This window comes from Psychrobacter urativorans (assembly GCF_904846695.1).
Lineage (GTDB): Bacteria > Pseudomonadota > Gammaproteobacteria > Pseudomonadales > Moraxellaceae > Psychrobacter > Psychrobacter urativorans.
Map to the genome: position 1 here is coordinate 48,909 of NZ_CAJHBR010000014.1, position 20,517 is coordinate 69,425.

At 42.5% G+C, this 20,517-nt stretch carries 19 protein-coding genes; 4 read left to right on the plus strand and 15 right to left on the minus strand.

What is annotated here, in order from left to right; genetic code table 11:
- Nucleotides 1-149: 149 nt before the first annotated feature.
- A complete protein-coding gene (locus JMY09_RS09955; protein WP_201623438.1) occupies nucleotides 150-761 on the minus strand; it encodes a cysteine hydrolase family protein in 612 nt (203 codons plus the stop codon).
- Between the two features lie 434 nt (nucleotides 762-1,195).
- Between JMY09_RS09955 and JMY09_RS09960 the strand changes: the two genes are divergently transcribed.
- Nucleotides 1,196-2,476 carry an LPS export ABC transporter permease LptF gene (locus tag JMY09_RS09960; protein WP_201623439.1) on the plus strand — a complete coding sequence of 427 codons (1,281 nt, stop codon included), beginning with the start codon at nucleotides 1,196-1,198 and terminating at the stop codon, nucleotides 2,474-2,476.
- Nucleotides 2,476-3,711: an LPS export ABC transporter permease LptG gene (gene lptG / locus JMY09_RS09965; protein WP_201623440.1), complete on the plus strand. Its 1,236-nt coding sequence runs from the start codon at nucleotides 2,476-2,478 to the stop codon at nucleotides 3,709-3,711. Before JMY09_RS09960 ends, lptG begins: the two co-directional genes overlap by 1 nt.
- Before the next feature lie 108 nt (nucleotides 3,712-3,819).
- Here the strand turns inward: lptG and JMY09_RS09970 are convergent, their stop codons facing one another.
- From JMY09_RS09970 to recN, 10 genes are all read right to left on the minus strand, one after another.
- Complete coding sequence (locus JMY09_RS09970; RefSeq protein ID WP_201623441.1) at nucleotides 3,820-4,428, minus strand: class I SAM-dependent methyltransferase; 609 nt, start codon at nucleotides 4,426-4,428, stop codon at nucleotides 3,820-3,822.
- Between the two features lie 476 nt (nucleotides 4,429-4,904).
- Nucleotides 4,905-5,447 (minus strand): RNA 2'-phosphotransferase, encoded by a 543-nt coding sequence (locus tag JMY09_RS09975; protein WP_201623442.1) that lies wholly within the window; start codon nucleotides 5,445-5,447, stop codon nucleotides 4,905-4,907.
- A 331-nt stretch (nucleotides 5,448-5,778) separates the two neighbouring features.
- Entirely contained in the window at nucleotides 5,779-6,561 is a 783-nt protein-coding gene (locus JMY09_RS09980) for a tetratricopeptide repeat protein (protein ID WP_201623443.1), read from the minus strand.
- A 213-nt stretch (nucleotides 6,562-6,774) separates the two neighbouring features.
- Complete coding sequence (gene xerD, locus JMY09_RS09985) at nucleotides 6,775-7,713, minus strand: site-specific tyrosine recombinase XerD (protein WP_201623444.1); 939 nt, start codon at nucleotides 7,711-7,713, stop codon at nucleotides 6,775-6,777.
- Between the two features lie 209 nt (nucleotides 7,714-7,922).
- A complete protein-coding gene (locus JMY09_RS09990) occupies nucleotides 7,923-9,131 on the minus strand; it encodes a methyltransferase (protein WP_201623445.1) in 1,209 nt (402 codons plus the stop codon).
- 146 nt (nucleotides 9,132-9,277) lie between these two features.
- Nucleotides 9,278-9,538, minus strand: coding sequence for a sulfurtransferase TusA (gene tusA / locus JMY09_RS09995; RefSeq protein ID WP_201623446.1), 261 nt, complete (start codon nucleotides 9,536-9,538; stop codon nucleotides 9,278-9,280).
- Between the two features lie 108 nt (nucleotides 9,539-9,646).
- Entirely contained in the window at nucleotides 9,647-10,117 is a 471-nt protein-coding gene (locus tag JMY09_RS10000; RefSeq protein ID WP_201623447.1) for a hypothetical protein, read from the minus strand.
- Nucleotides 10,118-10,201: 84 nt separating this feature from the next.
- Entirely contained in the window at nucleotides 10,202-10,708 is a 507-nt protein-coding gene (gene ruvX / locus JMY09_RS10005) for a Holliday junction resolvase RuvX (RefSeq protein WP_227677273.1), read from the minus strand.
- A gap of 138 nt (nucleotides 10,709-10,846) precedes the next feature.
- Complete coding sequence (locus tag JMY09_RS10010) at nucleotides 10,847-11,410, minus strand: YqgE/AlgH family protein (RefSeq protein ID WP_201623449.1); 564 nt, start codon at nucleotides 11,408-11,410, stop codon at nucleotides 10,847-10,849.
- A 162-nt stretch (nucleotides 11,411-11,572) separates the two neighbouring features.
- Nucleotides 11,573-13,249: a DNA repair protein RecN gene (gene recN / locus JMY09_RS10015; RefSeq protein ID WP_201623450.1), complete on the minus strand. Its 1,677-nt coding sequence runs from the start codon at nucleotides 13,247-13,249 to the stop codon at nucleotides 11,573-11,575.
- A gap of 766 nt (nucleotides 13,250-14,015) precedes the next feature.
- Between recN and ppnP the strand changes: the two genes are divergently transcribed.
- Together ppnP and rlmB are read left to right on the plus strand one after the other, a co-directional pair.
- Nucleotides 14,016-14,351 (plus strand): pyrimidine/purine nucleoside phosphorylase, encoded by a 336-nt coding sequence (ppnP, locus tag JMY09_RS10020; protein ID WP_201623451.1) that lies wholly within the window; start codon nucleotides 14,016-14,018, stop codon nucleotides 14,349-14,351.
- A 303-nt stretch (nucleotides 14,352-14,654) separates the two neighbouring features.
- Nucleotides 14,655-15,419: a 23S rRNA (guanosine(2251)-2'-O)-methyltransferase RlmB gene (gene rlmB, locus JMY09_RS10025; protein ID WP_201623452.1), complete on the plus strand. Its 765-nt coding sequence runs from the start codon at nucleotides 14,655-14,657 to the stop codon at nucleotides 15,417-15,419.
- Here rlmB and coaE read toward each other — a convergent pair.
- From coaE to pilB, 4 genes are all read right to left on the minus strand, one after another.
- Complete coding sequence (gene coaE, locus JMY09_RS10030) at nucleotides 15,388-16,095, minus strand: dephospho-CoA kinase (RefSeq protein ID WP_201623453.1); 708 nt, start codon at nucleotides 16,093-16,095, stop codon at nucleotides 15,388-15,390. The two genes, rlmB and coaE, sit on opposite strands and share 32 nt — an antisense overlap.
- Nucleotides 16,096-16,346: 251 nt before the next feature.
- Nucleotides 16,347-17,246, minus strand: coding sequence for a prepilin peptidase (locus JMY09_RS10035; RefSeq protein WP_320157833.1), 900 nt, complete (start codon nucleotides 17,244-17,246; stop codon nucleotides 16,347-16,349).
- Between the two features lie 70 nt (nucleotides 17,247-17,316).
- Nucleotides 17,317-18,540, minus strand: a complete 1,224-nt coding sequence (locus JMY09_RS10040) for a type II secretion system F family protein (protein ID WP_201623454.1) — start codon at nucleotides 18,538-18,540, stop codon at nucleotides 17,317-17,319.
- Nucleotides 18,541-18,629: 89 nt separating this feature from the next.
- On the minus strand, nucleotides 18,630-20,339 hold the full coding sequence (gene pilB / locus JMY09_RS10045; protein ID WP_201623455.1) for a type IV-A pilus assembly ATPase PilB: 1,710 nt from the start codon (nucleotides 20,337-20,339) through the stop codon (nucleotides 18,630-18,632).
- Nucleotides 20,340-20,517 lie beyond the last annotated feature (178 nt).

Sequence of the window (20,517 nt, forward strand, 5' to 3'; positions counted from 1 at the left end):
ATTGTCCTTATTAGAATGTTTGGTTTTTATACTAATTAAGCAATTACGGCAGTGTAGCATATCAAAACAGCAGTGCGCAGTCAGCAAGGGTTAGGTAATAATTTTAAGCATCTCTGTTGCACACTGCGACCATTATAGTGAGTCAAACCCTAGCTATTAACTAAATCATCAGTCGCTAATAACTCTGCAAATCGGTCATGTAGCGCCGCCATGGCGGTATCGTGGACAATATTGGCAGCGATGGTTTTTCCTGTAACATTAGGCAAGTCACGAGTAGCACAAGCATCATGACAAACAAAACTTTCAAAACCTAAGTCAAAAGCGGCTCTTACACTAGAGCTAATGCACATATGACTCATAAAGCCGGCAAAGATAAGCTGTTGCTTACCCGTAGCTTTAATAAGGCTCTGTAGCGCAGTATCATAAAAAGCATTAGGGTGCTGCTTAGTAATAGTTTTTTCGCTATCTAGTGGCTGCAAACTATCAACAATAGCTACGTTAGCTGATAAGGGGTCAAAGACATTGCCATTAGCTGCGCCGTGATGGGCAATATGAAAAACAGGCACAGCACGCTCTCTAGCTTTGTCTAGTAGCAAACGTGCATTAGCAGTAGCGACAGCGCCTAGCTCCCCTAGAGGCATAGCACCGTCAACATATTCATTCTGAAAATCGATCAATACTACAGCACAGTTTGACCAGTCTAGTTTATTAAACTGACCGCCAGCCAATTCGAGTAGGGTGGCAGGGGCGAGGTTAGACATAAGGTTCTCCAGCAGTTGATAAGGGTTATGAAGCTAAATTCTAACAACTATTTATCAGCTTATCAGAGCTAGATACTAAGCATACACAAACCTTTTAAATGAACTACAGTACAAGCATTAGTAATGTTATCGAACATCTTTTAGCGTCATATTTTTATAAAAATATGCTAGCATTAGCAGTCGCCGCTATCACTTATAATGGAAACGGTTTAATTTATACAAAATTTATTCTTGCTAGCTCTAAAATAGGTATCCATAACACTCAATATCTATCCTATTGCATATAGGTATGCTTTCTTATAATGGCATGATTGGTGCTATCCGTTTATATTTTCTGAGCCTAAATCTGTGTTTATTCCTATTATTGATAGATAAGCAATTCACCGTACCACTGCCCACTATTAAGAGTAACTATTGTGATATTACGCCGCTACATGACTAATCAGGTTGCCTCAACCACCGCTTTAGTATTGGGGTTTTTGATAGTGATGATGCTGGGTGGACGTTTGATACGTTATTTCGGTATTGCTGCTGAAGGTCGCTTAGATATCAGTTTGTTATTTAGCATTATTGGCTATAATCTACCTTATTTCTTAGAGCTTATCCTACCCTTAGCCTTTTTTATCGCTTTGATGTTAGTATTCGGCCGACTCTATGTTGATCAAGAGATGGCGGTTATCAATGGTAGTGGTGTCTCACGTGGTAAATTAGCACGCTTGATAACCCCACTTATTTTGGCATTATTTGTTGTCGAAGCTGGCTTATCCGTAGTAGGTAAGCCTTGGGGCGTGCGCTCCTCTGAGAGTGTCTGGCAGCAGCAAGCATTGACTAGTGCCTTTGACTTGGTCCGCCCTAAAGAGTTTATCAGCAGCGGTAACTATCATCTGTATGTAGGCAGTCTTAGCGATGATAAAAAACAGTTGCAAGATGTGGTGCTAATTCAAAGTAAAGACGATGCTGAAACTAGTGGCAAAACGGCTATAGATGATAGTGCTCAGTTGGCAGATTCGCTTACTACTGAGGGGTCAGCGCAAGCGGCTGTCAGAGCGGTTAACAGCAACCAAGCTATCAGCAAGGATACGATCACCCTCGCCAAACGTGCTGAACAAGTTGATAATGGGGCTGGCGGCATTACCCAATTGGACTTGTTCCAAGGGCGACGTTACGAAGTAGGTGCTGGCAGTCTCAAGTATAACCAAATTGGTTTTGATCGTTATCGCATTACTTTGACTGAGTCATCAAAAGAAATAGTCACTGAAAAAAACATTGAGACTCAAACATTGCGCCCGTTATGGCAAGCAGCAACAGGTAGTGCGCAGGTTAACAGTACTAGCGCTATGTACGCTGCACAAGGCGAGTTGGGCTATCGATTTGCCCTACCTTGGCTGATGATCATTGCCCCGATGCTAGCAGTACCTCTAGCGCAAGTACGGCCGCGACAAGGGCGCTGGCTACGCTTATTTCCCGCAGTACTATTGTTTGTCAGCTGTGCTCTAGGTATCATCTCGCTAAAGAATCCGGTGAGTCAGGGTACTATCACTGTATGGTCTTATGCGTGGCTGATAGTAGGATTTATAGCACTAGCGCTGTATATGAATTGGGGTAGTCGTATTCAACACCGATTGCGGGTTCGCCGAGAAGACAGTGATTCGATATCCAATAATCCTAATCAACAGGCCAATAGTAGTAATGGCTCAAATAGAGGGCAGTACTAATGCGCTCTTTGTTTAGCAACAGCGCCGCTGACGCGAATAAGTCTAACGGCTCGTCTAGTAATCTAAAAGTGCTAAGTCGTTACGTCAAGCTCAATGCCTTATTAGCCATCATTGCCGCTATCATAGGATTGTGGGCACTACAAATAGTCTTCTCCTATTTATCTGAGCTGGACTCACTAGATGACAGCTATACGATGGCGGAGGCGCTCAAGTATATTCTGTATCGCTCGCCTTATTTCTTAGAACAGTTTATCCCGACTGGAGCGCTGCTAGGAGCCGTAGTAGGTTTAGGACTGCTAGCTAATAAAAGTGAGCTGGTGGTGATGCGCGCCTCAGGCGTCAGCGTCTATCGTATCGTTAGTTGGGTATTGCAGCCTGCCTTATTATTTGTGCTGTTAGCCTTAATGATCAATCAGTTTATATTGCCTACTAGTAATCAGTTGGCACACGAGATTAACAACACAGATCGCGATGTGTCGATTACTACGGTGCGTGGCTATTGGACAGTGCAGCCTCGATTTGCCACTAGTGACAGCAGCAGCGAAGACCGTAATTCGGACACTACAGACGCTCAGCCAGATGGCAGCGATATTCTATATATTGACTATGCTGATGCAAAAGGTAACATCGGTGAGGTCAAGCGTTGGCATCTAGATAATAATGGCAACCTACAAACTGCTATTCGTGCTGAAGATGGCAAATATATTGGTCGTAAGCCTATCGATTCGAACAGCGACTCTGCTAAGAAATACAATTATGAGTGGCAGCTGAATAATATGACTAAGCTGAATATCAGCCAAGGATTTGAGGCTAGTCAAGCTAAGTCACCTTCAGATACTCTAAGCTTGCCTTTTGCCCCAGAGTCGGTTTATTTACTGACTCGTGAGGCTGAAGATTTATCATTGACTCAGCTATATGAGCATAAGCAATTTATGCGTGGGCAAGGGCAGCGCTCATTAAATCATGAGTTAGCATTTTGGCAAAAGCTGCTATCACCGTTATCTATCTTATCTTTAGTGATTGTCGCTTGCTCATTTGTATTCGGTTCGCTACGTACTCATAGCTTAGGCTTGCGGATTGTTGTGGCCTTATTATTTGGCTTATTATTTAGCTACCTGCAAGACTTAGTAGGCTTTGTGTCTTTGGCTACTGGTTTCTCACCACTATTAATGGTGCTGTCACCGATCATCGCTAGTGCCTTGTTAGGGCTTTATTTGCTTAAACGCCAGATGTAGAGAGTTAGGTTGCACTAGAGCTAGACATAGAAAAGCACGCTAAGACTGAATTGTTTTAGCGTGCTTTTTTCACTTAGCATTATTCTTTTACTATTTTATGGTTAGCAATTAGTCTTTGGTCGCCATAGTAATAGTATAAGTTTTGCCTTGCTTAATCTTTTCGCTATTCCCAAATACTTCTGTGAATGAACGCTTCATAAATTGACGCAAGCCATTGATAGTTACTACATAAAAACGGCCGCCTTTACGCATGCGTGCATGGGCATCGAGAAAATACAGATAATGCTGCTCTTTGCCTACTTTGGCCGGCAAGTTCGACATCACTAAGCTGAAGTTTTTATCTTTAGCCACATGATTAAAACCATTAGATAAATGTACATCGACGTTGTCTAAACCATTTTTCTCACAGTTAAGACGAGCGTATTCTACCGCCATAAAGTCTTTATCGATTAGCGTATGCTGACCATTCGGACACTCGCGCGCTGCTGCCATGCCTAGTACGCCATAACCACAGCCTAGATCTATCGAGTCATCATCGGCTTCAAAATCAATATAATCCAGCAGCATTAAGCTACCATCATCAATCTTTTGCGGTGAAAAAATACCCCAAGTAGTGGCAAAGTCAAAAGGCTTACCCAATACGTCTTGGCGAAAGTTAATATCTTCGCGCCAGTGTTTGGCTTTTTCTAACAGTTCAGCAGGAGGTCTATGGCTCATGATTTTCTCAGATATTGGCTATAAAAAAGGAGGCGTGCTGAGCTCATTATCGTTAATAAACAACCAGCTCACAAGTTATGACCGCTATTGTAACGATAAAAAGGCAATTTTGCAGCTACGTATTGAGAGAATTGCGTGGATAGAAGTTAATCTCGTCTAGCAGTGAGGTGAGTTAAACGCTGGCAGTATGCTTAGTTATAAGTTATGTAGCAGCTAATCGCGCCTTTTGCTTATATCTGCACCCCTAGGCAGGGCGGTCACTAGTGGCTGATGGCATTCCTGTATTCTCGATACTACCCTCAGCCAAGGGTCCGCAACCTGCCTAGAGGCACAGGATACCGCTGCAGTCACGGCTAAAACGCTCTTTAAGGCAGCGGTTATTTTATTTGCTTAAGCTTTGAATCTATAACTAAATATTCTGTTAGTGCTATAACCACGCTACCTACTGCATATCAAGTTAATTTTGCTGTGGGCTGCTAAAACTTAATATATTCAGGCGGTACATTAGAAGTCAGCCAAACCTTATTGTCAGCTTGAAAAAAAACTAAGCCAGCTCGATACATCGCCAAGCTATCGATAGTGAGAACGATAGGTTTGCCATATCTAAGTCCTGTGGCTTTAGCAGTATCATCATTTTCAGTTAAATGTACATGTTGTCTAGCGCCAGCGATTAACCCTTGTTGTTTGATAGCATCAATATTTCTTATCGCTGTACCGTGCAATAAAATAGCAGGTGGCTGTTGCTCTTGAAAGCTGATATGTACTGTCCTTAACGAGTGGCCTTGTGCTGCTCTGATGCTAATGTTGTTTTCAGATAAGGTAAATCTTTTTTTATCGCTCGATTCAACGACTTGTAAAATTTGTTCACGAGAAAGCTGCTGACCAGCAGCATTAGCTAGGGTAATAAGCTGGTCAATATTAGCCCAGCCTTCAGTATCAAGCGTTAGATTAATAGACTGTGGCTCATGACGTAGGATATAGCTTAGGAATTTACTGATTTTATTAGTTTCTGCGCTCATAGTAGCTTATCTCGATTAACAGTTATTAGCTTTAGAGTAGTTATAGATACTATCTTTCCAGATTATAATCAATAGCGAAATACAGTGCTATAACTACGCTACCTACTGCATATCAAGTTAATTTTGCTGTAGGCTGGGTTTTTAACCCAGCAAGATGTACGGATCGAACTTAAAGTCTGGATTAAAGCAGAATTTCCGCTCAGTGTAGTATGGGGTGATTTTTTTAGCTTAATTATTAATTCGCTGGGTTAAAAACCCAGCCTACGCGCTAATTCAATTCTCGGTAAGCCTCGCACCCGCGCTCTTCTTGATTCTCACAAGCTTTACCAAATCACTTTATAGCCTTGGTCTTATCCTGGTCTAAACCCTTGCCATCATAGTACATTTTACCAAGCCTAAATTGCGCAATTCCTTCTTGCATACCAGCTGCTTCTGTATACCATTCAAACGCCTTCTTATAATTCTGCTTAACACCTCGACCCTCTTCATACATAGACCCGACAGTATATTGCGAAAATGTATTGCCTTGCTCGGCTGCCTTTTCGTACCATTGAAATGCTTTTTTGTCGTCTTTAAGCACACCTTTTCCTTCATCATAAATTATACCAAGAGCTTTTTGAGAATTAAGGTCGCCTTGCTCAGCAGCTTTTCGATACCATTCAACTGCTTGATTGAAATCTTGAGAAACGCCTAAACCGCTAGCGTACATCCAACCAACAAAATATTGAGAATTTTCATTACCTTGATAACCTGCTCTCTTGAACCATATAAGTGCATTGGTATAACTTTGAGTGACACCTTCACCAAAATAATAAGCTAAACCGACGCTTTTTTGTGCATCACTAAAACCTTGGTTAGCTGCGCTCTGATACCATTTAAATGCTTTAGCCTTATCCTTAGATACACCTATACCTTTATCATATGCTTCTGCAAGTTTGTACTGAGCCTCTACAAGCCCCTGATTAGCTGCTTTCTCAAACCACTCAAATGCCTTTTTATCATCCCTAGGAATACCTTCATTATCAAAATCGTCTCCAACATAGTTGTCTAACCCTTCAAGCCTGTTAGCCATTCTAATCATATCTCGTCTATTACCCTGACCTTCATAATACATAGTTGCAAGACCAAGTTGAGCATAAGCATTACCTTGCTTTGCTTTGCTAAAGATTCAACTGTTTGAAAGTATGTTGCCATAGAAGGAAGTGCAACTCCCAATGAGAACACTATGACTACAATTCTGTAAAAGGAAATATTTTTTAAAATTTTCATTATAGTTTCTCGTCCTTAGAAGCATTATTATGATGAAATATTTAATAAAATAAGAACCTTAACCACGTGGATGATGTTCAGCATGAAGCCTTTGCAATCTAGCAGTCGCCACATGAGTATAAATTTGGGTAGTCGATAAATCACTATGCCCTAGTAATAACTGTACGCTACGCAGATCTGCACCATGATTGAGTAGATGGGTGGCAAAGGCGTGGCGTAAAGTATGCGGAGACAAATCTTTATCGATACTGGCAATTTTGGCGTACTTCTTAATCAAATACCAAAAGTTTTGCCGGGTCATATAGCCCCCTTGCGCCGTCAAAAACACTGCTTGGCAATTACCTGCTTTTAAATGAGCGATTAGGTCGCTACGACCATGAGTTAAATAATCCTCAAGGGCATCAGCGGCATATTCACCTAACGGTACTAAACGGGTTTTATTACCTTTACCAGTGATTTGTAGCCAGCCGGCATTTAAGTTGACTTGTTCTATTGATAAATTGACCAGTTCGCTGACTCGTAGACCACAAGCATAGAGCACCTCTAACATAGCCTTATCGCGCAGTCCCAGTGAAGTGCTGCTATCAGGCGCAGCTAGTAAGTTGTCGACATTAGCTTCCGACAAGTCTTTGGGTAGGGGACGGCCAATCTTCGGGGTTTTTATACGCTCGCAGGGATTATCTTCACGTAAGTTACTAGCGATCATCCATAGATAGAACTGACGTAGGCTGGAGAGCATACGGGCTTGAGTGCGTGGGGTTTTGCCCTCGACGGCCAGCACAGATAAGCAATGCAGCACGTCATCAGACAGCCAGCGAGTCAGGGCGCTATGACTAGTTTGTTCACAAGAGCGCAGATCACGGACATAAGCATTACGGGTGCGTGTCGCTAAACCACGCGCCAGCATCGCTTGACGAAATTCAGTGATATAAGTCGGTTCATCATCTACGGCTAGCGCTTTTGGTTGGCGCTGCTGTACAGCGCGATCACGGCTCATAAGACAATACTCAGTGGGTGTAAAGACAAAATAGCATAGCTAAGGGCTTTAGAAGATTATCACTTAGCTATACTAATAACACTAATGATGCATCGATGCTCAGCATGTTAATAGAGAATCGATAGCGTATTTATCCTACTTTAGGAAAATTTTGTTAGATAGTATTTGCTAGATAGTATTTATGTTTTTTATAGTTTGTCACTGAGACTCTACGCAGGTTGCAAGCACCATAGTGAAGTAACTTCGCTACTGCGTGCAGCAAATAATGGATCAGTGTCGTCTTGACTACGGCCATGCTTAGGACGAGTATCGAGACGATACTTCACTGCTAAACCGGCAGCTACAAACCAGCCTAATAACTCATCACGTGTTCGCAATTGCAAATGCTCCGCTAAGTCCGACAGAATCAGCCACACCTCTCCTTGCGCAGCTAAGTGCTGTTTTGCACCCTGCAAAAACCCACGCAACATCGCACTATTAGCATCATAGACTGCATATTCTAATGGTGAGCTTGGCTTAGCGGGTAACCAAGGGGGATTACAGACAATCAGATTGGCCAAAGGTGCCGCAGTAGGGAACAAATCTGCTTGTTGCAATTGCACATTAGATAATCCTAAGCGCGTAAAGTTGTCACTGGCACAAGCCATAGCGCGCGGATTTAAGTCCGTCGCAATCACTTGCTTTAATCCGCGCTGCGCTAAGATAATAGCTAGTAAGCCTGTGCCGCTACCAATGTCAAAGGCCACATCACAACTAGCTGGCAGTGGGGCGTCGAGTAATAGCTGCACATACTCATGACGGGTTGGAGCAAAGACCCCATAATGCGGAAAAATCGATAAGTCCAAGCCCTTAATTGGGACTCCTTTGGCCCGCCACTGTGCTGCCCCTAAAGCACCTTGCAGGTCACGAAACGATAATAAGCAAGGTTCATCTAGCTCACCAAAAGCAGCGGTACAAGCAGCTGTCATATCAGGGGCCCGACGTAGCTGGCTGCTATAACCTGGAGCAAGCTCTAATAGCAAACGGCTTAATATTCGTGAGCGCTGGGCTTGGGCTTGGCGTTGCTGATGAAACAAGTTGGGTATCTGTTTTGCTGTTGCTAAGGATTGGTTTGTAGTGTCATCAGCATTATCAGCCGCAGTAGCGGCTTTGCTGGTTTTGCGCTGTTCAGAACGCTTATTAGTGCGCTCAATACGCCGAGTGAGCGCTTGTAGTAATTGTCGGGCATTATGAAAGTCACCATTCCATAGCAGTGAAGTGCCTTCGCAAGCTAAACGGTAAGCCTGATCTGCGGTAGTCTTATCATCAACCAACACAATACGTGCAGGCGGTAGCTGATTGCTCTCAGATAACCAGCGAGCACTGCGTGAGTTTTGGTTTTGTTGCCAATGCACATACTGCTTTTCTGTTGCTAACACGCGGCCTACCTTTAACTGGTGAATGATGTATTGTCTATAGCGCACAGCTAGCTTACTTCTATATGTGACGCCCTAATTTAAGTGCGCCATAGCTAGCATTTATTACCTTAAATATCGGCAAGTTAATAAGCGCTAAATAGTAACTATTAAGCGCTCTTTTTCTTTACTAGATAGCGATAAGTTGGTGTGGTATCTAAGGTTTCTTTATGCACAAGCGTATGACCCAAATGGCGACAAAAATTAGGAATATCGCGAGTGGTTGCCGGATCAGTGGCGAGTATTTCGATAATATCACCAGCATCAGCTTTACGGATAGTTTTATGTAGCAGCATCACCGGCTCAGGGCATATCAGCCCTTTAGTGTCCAAATGATGGTCAATAGCAGTGTCGGGGCTTAGAGTTGTCATAGTTTTAGTATTACAAATTAATTAGAGTAAATAAGTTTAGAAACTATTGTATAGCTGAATTTTTTCAACTAATAGCATTATTGACTAATAGTATTGTTAGCTAGTATTTTATAGCCCTTCTTCAGTATCTTCGAGCTCATCTTGCAAGGCTAAAAAATCAAAAAATCGCTTAAAGTTAGACTTGAATAAAAACGCAACGCCAAGCCAGCAAGACAGTCCTAACCAGGCGGTATCTGCAAAGATCAAGCCACCGATAAGTATGATAGTAGATACCCCGATGCTCATAATAACCATCGACGCTTGACTAAGTCGATAGCGATAGATAACCAACGCATCATAAAGGGTGATGGGGATAGTAAGGGCGATCAGCGCATAAGGTAGATTAAAAAATAGCCGATATAGCAGGGCGCTGTCATGGAACATCTTGATGCTAGCAATAGTGCCAAACACCATAAAAGCGATAATCGCTGTGTACAGCAAATAGATCGCTATTTGATTGGCCCGTTGTGCGCCTTTGATGCGAGCTATGGCAAGTGGGGCAAAGCCATGCTGGGTTGCTTGCTCTGAAACAGTAGGCATAATTATTAGCAGTTTATCCGGTTAAGTAATGAGGCTTTAAAAGCTAGCTTGTCGTTCTATTAATCGGCGTTATTGGTCGCTCTATTACTCAGCCTTAATAGTATCAATCGCCAGCGCACTATCAGGATCAGTGAAGTAAGTAGATAGCAGGATACAAGCAGAAATGTCGTCAATAGGATCGCGCTCATGCTTAATCCAGCCTTGTTCCCAAGCTATCTCACGTGCTCCTACTGAGGTCAAGCGCTCGTCACACATTTTTACCGTCACTGGCAAATGTTGCTCGACTAACCGATGCGCCAAGCGCCGGGCAAACTTATTCGCACGCTTGGACAGCATAGAGCTACTGCCATCCATATTTAATGGCAAACCAACAATGACTTGGGTCACGCCCCAAACTTTTATAATTCCTAATAGGTTATCCCAATCAGGTTGGCCATTGTTCATCACTAAAATATCAAAAGCTCTGGCGGTCTCAGTAATAGTATTACCAAGCGCCATACCCATCTTTTTGACTCCATAATCCAAGCCTAAAACCAAATGGGGCTTAATAGCAGAGACATCTACACGTTGATCGATTGTTTCGGCGAGCACATTACTATCCAAAGGGCAGTCCTACGTTTCTATTCTTACTATTATTAGTTGAATGCAAGTCAGTTTAACTTACTTTTGCTAGCTGACATCAGCTATTTGGCAGTATCAATGGCGGCAATAGCTATTTTTATTGTTACCTCAGGCATGACCGATATCACTACTGAGGTAGTCAAAGTTAACGCCGATCTTATCAGCAGCTAAATGCCAACGCTCATCAAAGGGGGTATCGAATAATAGGGTTAAATCAGCAGGGCAGACTAACCAGTCGCCATTGTTTAGCTCTTGCTCTAATTGCTTTCTGCCCCAGCTGGCATGACCTAAGCACAGCTGATAATGCCCGACCCCTTGACCAGCAGCAATACGCTTGAGAATATCTTGACTAGTAGTAATGCAGACATTCTCTGATATAGCGAATGAAGAGGCCCAATCAGGTTGACCAGTATGCAGTACAAAACCAATCTCAGGATACATAGGGCCACCTTCTAAGGCCAAGTCATCCATCACCTGTAAGTCAGTGACTTCAATATCTAAGTCTTCCAGCAGTTTACCCACACGAGACTGCTCAAGCGGACGATTGACCATCAAACCTAAGGCTCCATGCTTGTCATGACGACAAATATAGATCAGCGCTTGTTCAAACCTGGGGTCTGACAATTCTGGTGCTGCAATTAAGAAGTGATGAGTCAAATTGGCTTTAGACATAAGGACAGGCACAACGTAAGTAAGAGAAGGGAGACACTACTATATGGCGATAGTAACTAATAAATCAACATATGAAATGCTTGCTCAGCAGTAATCAACCGGCAAGCCGTAGCTTAGCTCAATGCTATTTAGCTAAAGTGAGCCATCTTGGTTATCAGCTAGTTATTTAACATCAGTGAGCAGACTACGAGCGTGATCACGAGTAACATCAGTAATGATCACCCCACCTGACATACGTGCCAGCTCATTCACTTGCGCTTCTTCAGTCAGGATCACCAGCTCGCTTTGGGTCTGCTCATGATGATGCTTTTGTACTAAAATATGCTGGTGCGCTTGGGCGGCTACTTGCGCTTGATGGGTGATGGCTAGTAGCTGTTGAGTTTGCCCCAAAGTGCGCAGTAACTCGCCAACCACTTGCGCAGTACCACCACTGATACCGACATCGACTTCATCGAATACTAGCATAGGTTTAGCGGCATTATTGTCAGCATTAGTCACTTGTAGTACTTGCATCACTAGCGCCATGCGTGACAGCTCACCACCCGAGGCGATCTTATGCAGCGGTTGCATAGGCATGCCAACGTTAGCACTAAACAGCAAATCGATATCATAACAGCCTTGGGCGTTGTACTGAGCTGGGTCTCTAGCAGTGAATACAAACTCACAGCGCGCATTCGGTAAGGCTAGAGGTTGTAGCTGCGCTACCAACCGATCGCAAACAGTAGGCGCCGCTTTAGTACGCTTAGCATTGAGCTTCTTCGCCAACTGCATATATTGTTGCCAAGCCTCTTCAATCTGTGCGGCAAGCACATCGCTACTAGGCTCATTTTCTAATAGCTCTAACTGTTGCTGCCAAGCTTTTGCTTCAACAATTAAGTCGTTCGCTGGCAAGTTGTGCTTACGTGACAAGCGATGACCAAGACTAATCAGGCTATCTAGCTCTTGCAAGCGTTCAGGATCAGGTAGTTGCTGCTCAGCATAGTCAGAAAGTAATGCAGTCACCTCAGTGATCTGTTGCTGGGCTAAATGCAGCTGCTCTGAGACTTGTCCAAAAGTTTGACTAACACCTATCTGATGATCGCAAAGCTTGATCGCTTGCCCAAGCAGAGTCATGACGTCAGGCTCATCGGTATCGTTATCGAGCAAGTACAAACCATGACTGGCCTCTTGCATCAAAGCCTCAATATTAGACAACTCTTCATGCTCTGACTCAATATCATGGTAATCGACACTTAATAGTGGGGCGATATCATTCAATTGGCTGTGCAGCAGTTGGATACGATCTTGGCGTTGGGCTTGGCGATTAGCGATATCTTCAGCGCGGCGTTTTAATTGTTGATACTGTTGATAGCTGCTGGCAGTTTGTAATGCTAAATCAGTTATCTGCGCCATTTCATCAAGCCACTGCACCACAAATTGCGGCTTAAGTAAGGCTTGTTGGGCGTGTTGACTATGAATATTTACTAGCAAAGCGCCTAAGCTCTTTAGCTCTGCTAAGCTAACGGGTGTACCGTTAAGCCAAGCTTTTGAGCGACCATTATTACTAAGCTGACGCCGTATTAATATCTCTTGATCATCCAAAGCCCGCTCATGATCTTTGAACCACTCAGCGACTACGCTATTAGCCGTGACGTCGAATTGGGCATAGATATCAGCATGATCAGCTCCGTGCCTAACCATAGCACTATCGGCACGTTCGCCTATACACAGTGATAAAGCATCAAGTAATAGCGACTTGCCTGCACCTGTTTCACCAGTGATGACATTGAAGCCTTCGGCAACGCTTAACTCATGCTTAGCAATTAGCGCAAACTGGTATAAGGTTAATGATAAAAGCATCAAAGCCTCTCATGATGAGTTACTAATGTCTAATTAGTAGCTAAAATATTTAGGGTGTTATGCAAAATAATATTACTAAAAAACTTAAGAAAAGATCAGTGCTTTATGGTGTCAAAGCGTGCTAAATACAAATAGGTTTTCTGTCAGAGTTACTGTAAATTAAGGCAAGAATAAATTTTGCATTAATATACCGTCTACCTTATAAAACATACCGTTCAACCTATATGTTTAGTATCAACCACTATAGTCATTAGCCAGTATTCTATAGCTATAAACTAGAAATAGACAGTCATCTAATGGCAACATATAAGCCTTACTATGGTCGATTAGTCCTTGCTAAATCTACTAAGAAAACTATATTTTTAGTCACACAATAACAAACTTTACAGACGTAATGTGGTAGCATAATCTCACTTAAGCGCAAAATAGTCACATAAATACTTCAGGTAACCTGTAGTTTAGTAAGCTCTATAAAGCTTATGTAGGTTAACCCTAAAGTCATATTAAGTATATAAAACAGTAACTTAGTTTTGAAAGATAAGATATCTAAGTAGCAAATTATATAGACTCTATAACTTAAGCAGTTGCTATATAAAGTTTATTATTACAAACCAGTTGTTATTTTGGAAATAGCCACTCAAGATATTTTTTGATTGTAAGAATGATCAGTAGCTACAACTTATTACCAAAGCTGAGTATTAAAACTAAGCATCAAAGCAAGACTTATTTTTTAGTTTAGCATTAATTATTTGATAAGGAAGCCACTATGACAGCGGCACAATTTACTAATGTAACCGTAAACACTCAGGCAAGCATATCGTATGATGGGCGTTGTTCAAGCCATACTGTTATGTTCGAAGATGGTCGTCACAAGACTTTAGGCGTTATTCTGCCGTCAGATACCACTGTCGAGCAATATCAATTTAGTACTAATACCTCAGAGCGTATTGAGATTATCAGCGGAGAGTGTGAAGTCAAAATCAATGGCGACGAAGAGTTTTCTTATTATCGCGCCGGCCAGTCTTTCGTAGTTGAGGGCAACAGTAGCTTCAATTTACGTACCGAAGAAATCGTACAATATGTCTGCCATTTAGAAGGCTAACTTTGAGCTTGATTGCTTAAAGGGCCTAGCTACTCTTACTGGGCTAGCTTAATGGCAAATAATTTTAGTCAAAATAATAAATTAACCAGAAACAAATAGGATTATCATGATCTTGTTTGTTTCTTTTTGATTGGTCTAGACTAATAGTCTTAGATTAAGCTATTAAGCTATTAAGCTATTAAGCTATTAAGCTATTAAGCTATTAAGCAGCGCAGCAACTGCAACTTCTAATAGCAGTCGCAAATTTTTAGCCTCTAGCTTGTGCTACCCTCAATTATAATTTAATCAATCGGCAGAACTATTATGGCAAAACCCAGCTATTTCTACGGTATTCACGCTATCGATGCCTTACTTGACCATCGTCCTCTAGATGCCCTCAGCCTGTTTGTGCAGCAAGGTCGTGAGAGCGACAGTAGTGTGCAAGCTATTATCGAGCAAGCCAAAAGCAATGGAGTGAGTATCCAGCCGACCCAAAAAGATAACTTGACTCAGCTGTGTGGCAGTCCTCAGCATCAAGGGGTAGTTCTGCATGCACGCCCTTTGGGTTTTGCTGACGAAGGATTACTGGATACTTTGTCCGAGCGTGATGACTGTTTATTATTAGTACTCGATCAAATCACTGATGCCCATAATTTTGGTGCTTGCTTAAGAACTGCAGTGGCAATGGGTGTAGACGCAGTAGTTTGTCCTAAGCATCATGCTGCCAGCTTAACCCCAACAGTAGCTAAAGTGTCAGTAGGGGCAGCTGAGATGATGCCTATTATCAGTGTGACTAATCTGGCGCGGACGCTAGCAAAAATCAAACAAGCGGGAGTCTTTGTCTTTGGTACCGCACTAGATGCTGATGCCAAGCCCATTCATGCTGCTGATCTAACGGGTAAAACAGCGTTGATTATGGGCTCAGAAGGTGAGGGCATGCGTAGATTAACGACTGAGAGCTGCGACGAGCTAGTCTATATCCCTATGTCAGGCAATGAGTACGGCAACTTGCAAAGCCTTAATGTCAGTGTCGCTACTGGCATGGCCTTATATGAAGTTAATCGGCAGCGCACCTTAGCTGCTGAGTAAGGGCCAAGTAAACTTGATGTAAGGGTTCTAGCTGCAGATGCAATGCAGCTAGATTATCATCATTAGTGACCACATCATCAGCATGGCTGTTACGCTGTTCACGACTGAGTTGATTAGCCATAATAGCTTTGATCTTCGGTACACTTTGAGTATCACGTAAGCTGGCACGCGTTAGCTGCGTATCTTCTGTAGCATCAATCACCAAAATACGCTGGCATAAATTGGCCAATCCCGCTTCAGCAGCTTCTATTAATAGGGGCGCTGACAATACGACATAAGCGGAGTTACTAGCCGCCAGTTGCTCTTTTGCTGCCTCACGTATGGCTGGATGAGTGATAGACTCAAGCTCCATAAGTGCATCAGGAGAAGTAAAAACATGATTACGAACCGCGGCGCGATCCATATCTCCATTAGCATTAATGACCCAATCACCAAATTTTTTCTGGATTTTACGTAAGGTAGGACTGCCTCTTACTACGACTTGATGAGCAATGACATCAGCATCAATAATGTCGATACCTTGCGCTGCAAACCAAGCACTAGTAGCTGACTTGCCACTACCAATCCCACCTGTCAAACCTACCACTAGCCTATTATTCTTAGCTTTGCTAATAGTTTGCGCAGGCGTTATTTTCTGACTTATATTGGACGCTGAAGAGGTACTATTTATGCTCATAAAGGTAACTTATTTGACAAATGAATGAATAAGAGGCTGCTAACCATTAATGATAAAAATTTCAGCAGCTAACAGTGATAGTTAGCGTAATTTACCATAAATTTAGCTGGAAAGAGAGTTTAAGATTTTAGCTACAGTATTAAGTGTAGTAGTTGTTAGCTTAACGCTGGCATCCAAAAAGCTTGTGGGCATTACATTATAATATTGTAAAGCAGCGCTAGCTAATTCATCAGCCTAATAATCAGCGCTTATTAGAGATACATGTTTAAATACCAACTGGTAATATCATTACCATACAACAAAGCGATGATACCAGCGATGGCAATATAAGGGCCAAACGCAAAAGGCTTACTTTCGCCATGTTTTTTCAGCAAAGCTATACCGACAACACAGCCTAATAGTGAGGACAGTAAGATAATAAATGGCAGCATTATCGGTCCTAGCCAAGCGCCCAAAACGGCTAATAGCTTAAAATCACCTTGCCCCATACCTTGTTTTTTGGTGATTAGATAAAATATTTTTACCACGATCCATAAAGACAAGAATCCCAGTAGTAAGCCCCAAATTGATTGGGTTGGGGTGACGAACCAGCCTTGTGAGTTGACTGCTAGGCCCAGTCCAGCTAGTGGAAAAGTGAAGCGATCAGGCAACAGCTGAGTATCGAAGTCAATACCAGTTAGCGCTATCAGAGTCCATACTAGTATTAGTGCTGAGAGTCCAACGGCGCTAACACCAAAGTGATAAATAACCAACCCAGAGAGCAAGGCGGTGAGCAATTCAACGCTAGGGTAACGCAGGCTAATAGACGTTTTACAGTGAGAGCAGCGTCCACGCAACAGTAGCCAGCTAATAACAGGGATGTTTTCATACCACTGTATTTTATGGGTACAGCGAGGACAGTGTGATGCCGGTTTACTTAAAGTGATGGGTATATCTTTAGCGACTATCGAAGTTATAGTCGCGGCTTGATTCTGCGGCATGTCTGGCTGCTGAGCTAAAAATTGACTGCACTCTTGGCGCCACTCATACTGCATCATCAGCGGAATACGGTGGATAACCACGTTCAAAAAACTGCCTACACACAGCCCCAATATAGTGAATGTTATTAAGGCTACAGTCAGATTCAGTTGTAATAATTCGATCAGTTGCATCAAATGTCCAAGGTAAAGTGTCAAGCTTAAGGTTTTAGTTAACAAGCTTTCATTGTAAATAATAAAGCCTTTAGCCTATTACTGAACCCATCTGGAAGATTGGCAAGTACATGGCAATAACTAAGCCGCCCACGAGCACCCCCAGCACTGACATAATAAAAGGCTCCATCAAGCTAGTCAAACCATCAATCGCATTATCAACTTCGTTTTCGTAATAGACGGCTACTTTATCCAGCATTTCCTCTAAGCTACCGGACTCTTCGCCGATGCCGACCATCTGGATGGCCATACTAGGAAACAAATTGGTTGAACGCATAGAGAACTGTAGCTGCTGACCCGTTGAAACGTCGTTTTTTATTTGCTGAGTAGCATTATAAAACACCACATTATTAGTGGCTCCAGCAGTAGACTGCAAAGCGTCAATCAACGGCACACCAGCAGCAAAAGTTGTCGATAGGGTACGTGAAAATCGCGCGATAACGGCTTGATAAGCAATTTTGCCAAATATTGGGGTTTTTAGGATAGCCCTATCCAAAAGATCGCGCAACTTTTTAGAGCGTTTTTTACCCTCAGAGAAACCGATAGTAGCACCCCCAATGAGGATGATTAGCACAAACCACCATGCTTGCATCCACTCTGAGATACTGACTACTATTTGGGTAAAAGCCGGCAGCTCAGCACCAAAAGACTCAAATAAATCTGAAAATACCGGCACTACTTTGATCAATAAAATCATAGTAACAATAATCGCCACTACGACCACGGCTATCGGATACTTTATTGCTTTTTTGATTTTTGCTTTTAGGAGCTCGCTTTTTTCTTTATAAGTAGCAACGCGATCAAGCATAGTCTCCAGCGCTCCTGACTGTTCACCGGATTCGACTAAAGAGCAGAACAGGTTATCGAAATATCGGGGATGGCGGCGTAGTGCTGAAGAAAAGCTACTACCTGACTCAATATCAGCCTTAATTTGCAACACCAAAATTTTCATAGTGGGATTGTCTAATGAATCAGCAACGATTTCAAAAGATTGGGTCAATGGCACGCCAGCCTTCATCATAGTCGCCAGCTGGCGTGAAAAAATTGCAATATCGATGGCTTTGATAGGCTTTTTAAATTGGAAAAGTGCCTTGGGCTTTTTTTTGATAGCTTTGACAGTAATACCTTGTTTACGTAAGGTGGCTTTGGCCAGCTCTAAACTGTGACTAGTGGTTTCCCCTTTCACTTTTTGTCCGCGGCGATTCACTCCATCATAGACGAAATCTAGTAGCATATCGGTTTTAACTTTTACCATCGCTCTGTCCTCGAATTGTGCTAAATCATCATAAGTTATAAGTTATAAGGTATTAGTTATTCCTGTTGAGCTATAAGTAGGCGCTAAACTTAATCAGAAGTAACTCGCATGATCTCCTGAATACTAGTCACTCCATGCAACACCTTCAAAATACCGGAATGACGCAAGTCACGAAAACCATTTTTAACAGCAGCATCTTTTATATCAATGGCGTTACCCTCTTCCATAATGATACGAGAGATATCTGGACTTACTTTCATTACTTCATAAATACCAACTCGACCCTTATAGCCCTCTCGACAGTCACTACAGCCTACTGGTTCATAGATAATATTTTCTGGCATCTCTAGCTGATCTGCAGTAAAGCCAAGCTCTAACAGACTTTTGCGTGGCACATCGATAGGCTTTTTACAGTTTTTGCACAGTCGTCTTGCCAAGCGTTGGGCGATAACTAAGTTAACTGAAGTGGCAATATTGAATGAGGCTACCCCCATATTTTTGAGTCGTGTTAGGGTTTCAGGGGCAGAGTTGGTGTGCAAAGTCGATAATACTAAGTGACCCGTTTGTGCCGCCTTAATAGCAATTTCAGCGGTTTCTAAATCACGAATCTCGCCGACCATGACAATATCGGGATCTTGACGCAAAAATGACTTTAAAGCGTTAGCAAAAGTTAACCCTACTTTGGGATTGACGTTGACTTGGTTGATACCTTCTAGGTTAATCTCCACCGGATCTTCTGCTGTTGAAATATTAGTTTCGCCCGTATTAAGAATATTGATACCCGTATAAAGAGATACAGTTTTACCTGAACCAGTAGGACCAGTAATTAATAGCATGCCTTGGGGTTTGCTCAGTGCTTCCATAAATAGACTTTTTTGTTCAGGTTCGTAGCCTAACGCGTCGATACCTAACATTGCTGACGAAGGATCTAAGATACGCAGGACGATTTTTTCGCCAAATAGCGTAGGTAAAGAGTTAACCCGAAAATCAATAGCCTTGTTTTTGGATAGTTTCAGCTTGATACGACCATCTTGTGGCACTCGGCGCTCGGAGATGTCCATTCGTGACATTACCTTTAAACGCGAAGCGATTTTATTGGCTAGCTGCACTGGCGGGTTAGCTATTTTTTGCATGACCCCATCGACGCGAAAGCGTACTCTATAAGTCTTTTCATAAGGCTCAAAATGTAGGTCGGATGCCCCCATGCGGATAGCATCAACTAACATTTTATTGACAAATTTCACTACCGGAGCTTCATCGACACTATCGTTAACACGGGTTTCGTTATCGTCCTCGGTACTTTCTTCAAAGTTAAGACTTAGATCGCTGTCAGCGAAGCTACTGAAACTTTGCATAGTATCGGCATAGAAACTATCGATACACTTTTTGAGCTTATGGTCTTCAACTAGCACGGTTTCGATAGACAGCCGTGAATTAAACGCCATAGCATCTATAGCATCAATGCGAGTAGGGTCACTTAAGGCAACAAAAAGACGCTGACCACGCTTAAAGATGGGCAAAGCGTTAAACTTACGGACGATTTTTTCATCGACTAGTCCTTTAGGGATAATGTCGCTACTAATAGTATCAAGATCGAATAAAGGATCGCCAAAAGACTCCGATAGTAAGCAAGCAAGTTGATAAGCATCGGCCATCTTGTTATCTACTAAATAAGATACTAGTCCCGTTTTTTGCTGTTGTGCTTCGGTTTGGGCACTATGCATATGGGCTTCAGTGACTAAGCCTGCATCTACCAACTGCTGAGCTAGTCCGCCAAATTTGTTAGTGGGAGTAGTCATAAGTGCTTTCCTTTAATACAAGATATAGCTCAAGAATATTTATAAGGCTGTGTCTTATCATTTAACTTTTCATCATTTAACTATCGCAACGCTAGCGGTAACGGTATATCTCTAAGCGCAATCAAGCGCCTTACGGTCATCGGCTAAACCAAAAGTAATAGCTAGAAAAGGTGCTAAT

Coding starts and splice junctions, on each gene's coding strand:
- JMY09_RS10000 (WP_201623447.1), bottom strand. CDS start 10,117: ATGCCTACTGTTTCAGAGCAAGCAACCCAGCATGGCTTTGCCCCACTT.
- rlmB (WP_201623452.1), top strand. CDS start 14,655: ATGGCAAAACCCAGCTATTTCTACGGTATTCACGCTATCGATGCCTTA.
- JMY09_RS09975 (WP_201623442.1), bottom strand. CDS start 5,447: ATGAGCGCAGAAACTAATAAAATCAGTAAATTCCTAAGCTATATCCTA.
- JMY09_RS09955 (WP_201623438.1), bottom strand. CDS start 761: ATGTCTAACCTCGCCCCTGCCACCCTACTCGAATTGGCTGGCGGTCAG.
- pilB (WP_201623455.1), bottom strand. CDS start 20,339: ATGACTACTCCCACTAACAAATTTGGCGGACTAGCTCAGCAGTTGGTA.
- xerD (WP_201623444.1), bottom strand. CDS start 7,713: ATGAGCCGTGATCGCGCTGTACAGCAGCGCCAACCAAAAGCGCTAGCC.
- JMY09_RS09980 (WP_201623443.1), bottom strand. CDS start 6,561: ATGTATTATGAAGGTCAGGGTAATAGACGAGATATGATTAGAATGGCT.
- coaE (WP_201623453.1), bottom strand. CDS start 16,095: ATGAGCATAAATAGTACCTCTTCAGCGTCCAATATAAGTCAGAAAATA.
- JMY09_RS10010 (WP_201623449.1), bottom strand. CDS start 11,410: ATGTCTAAAGCCAATTTGACTCATCACTTCTTAATTGCAGCACCAGAA.
- lptG (WP_201623440.1), top strand. CDS start 2,476: ATGCGCTCTTTGTTTAGCAACAGCGCCGCTGACGCGAATAAGTCTAAC.
- recN (WP_201623450.1), bottom strand. CDS start 13,249: ATGCTTTTATCATTAACCTTATACCAGTTTGCGCTAATTGCTAAGCAT.
- tusA (WP_201623446.1), bottom strand. CDS start 9,538: ATGACAACTCTAAGCCCCGACACTGCTATTGACCATCATTTGGACACT.
- JMY09_RS09970 (WP_201623441.1), bottom strand. CDS start 4,428: ATGAGCCATAGACCTCCTGCTGAACTGTTAGAAAAAGCCAAACACTGG.
- JMY09_RS10035 (WP_320157833.1), bottom strand. CDS start 17,246: ATGCAACTGATCGAATTATTACAACTGAATCTGACTGTAGCCTTAATA.
- JMY09_RS09960 (WP_201623439.1), top strand. CDS start 1,196: ATGACTAATCAGGTTGCCTCAACCACCGCTTTAGTATTGGGGTTTTTG.
- JMY09_RS10040 (WP_201623454.1), bottom strand. CDS start 18,540: ATGGTAAAAGTTAAAACCGATATGCTACTAGATTTCGTCTATGATGGA.
- ppnP (WP_201623451.1), top strand. CDS start 14,016: ATGACAGCGGCACAATTTACTAATGTAACCGTAAACACTCAGGCAAGC.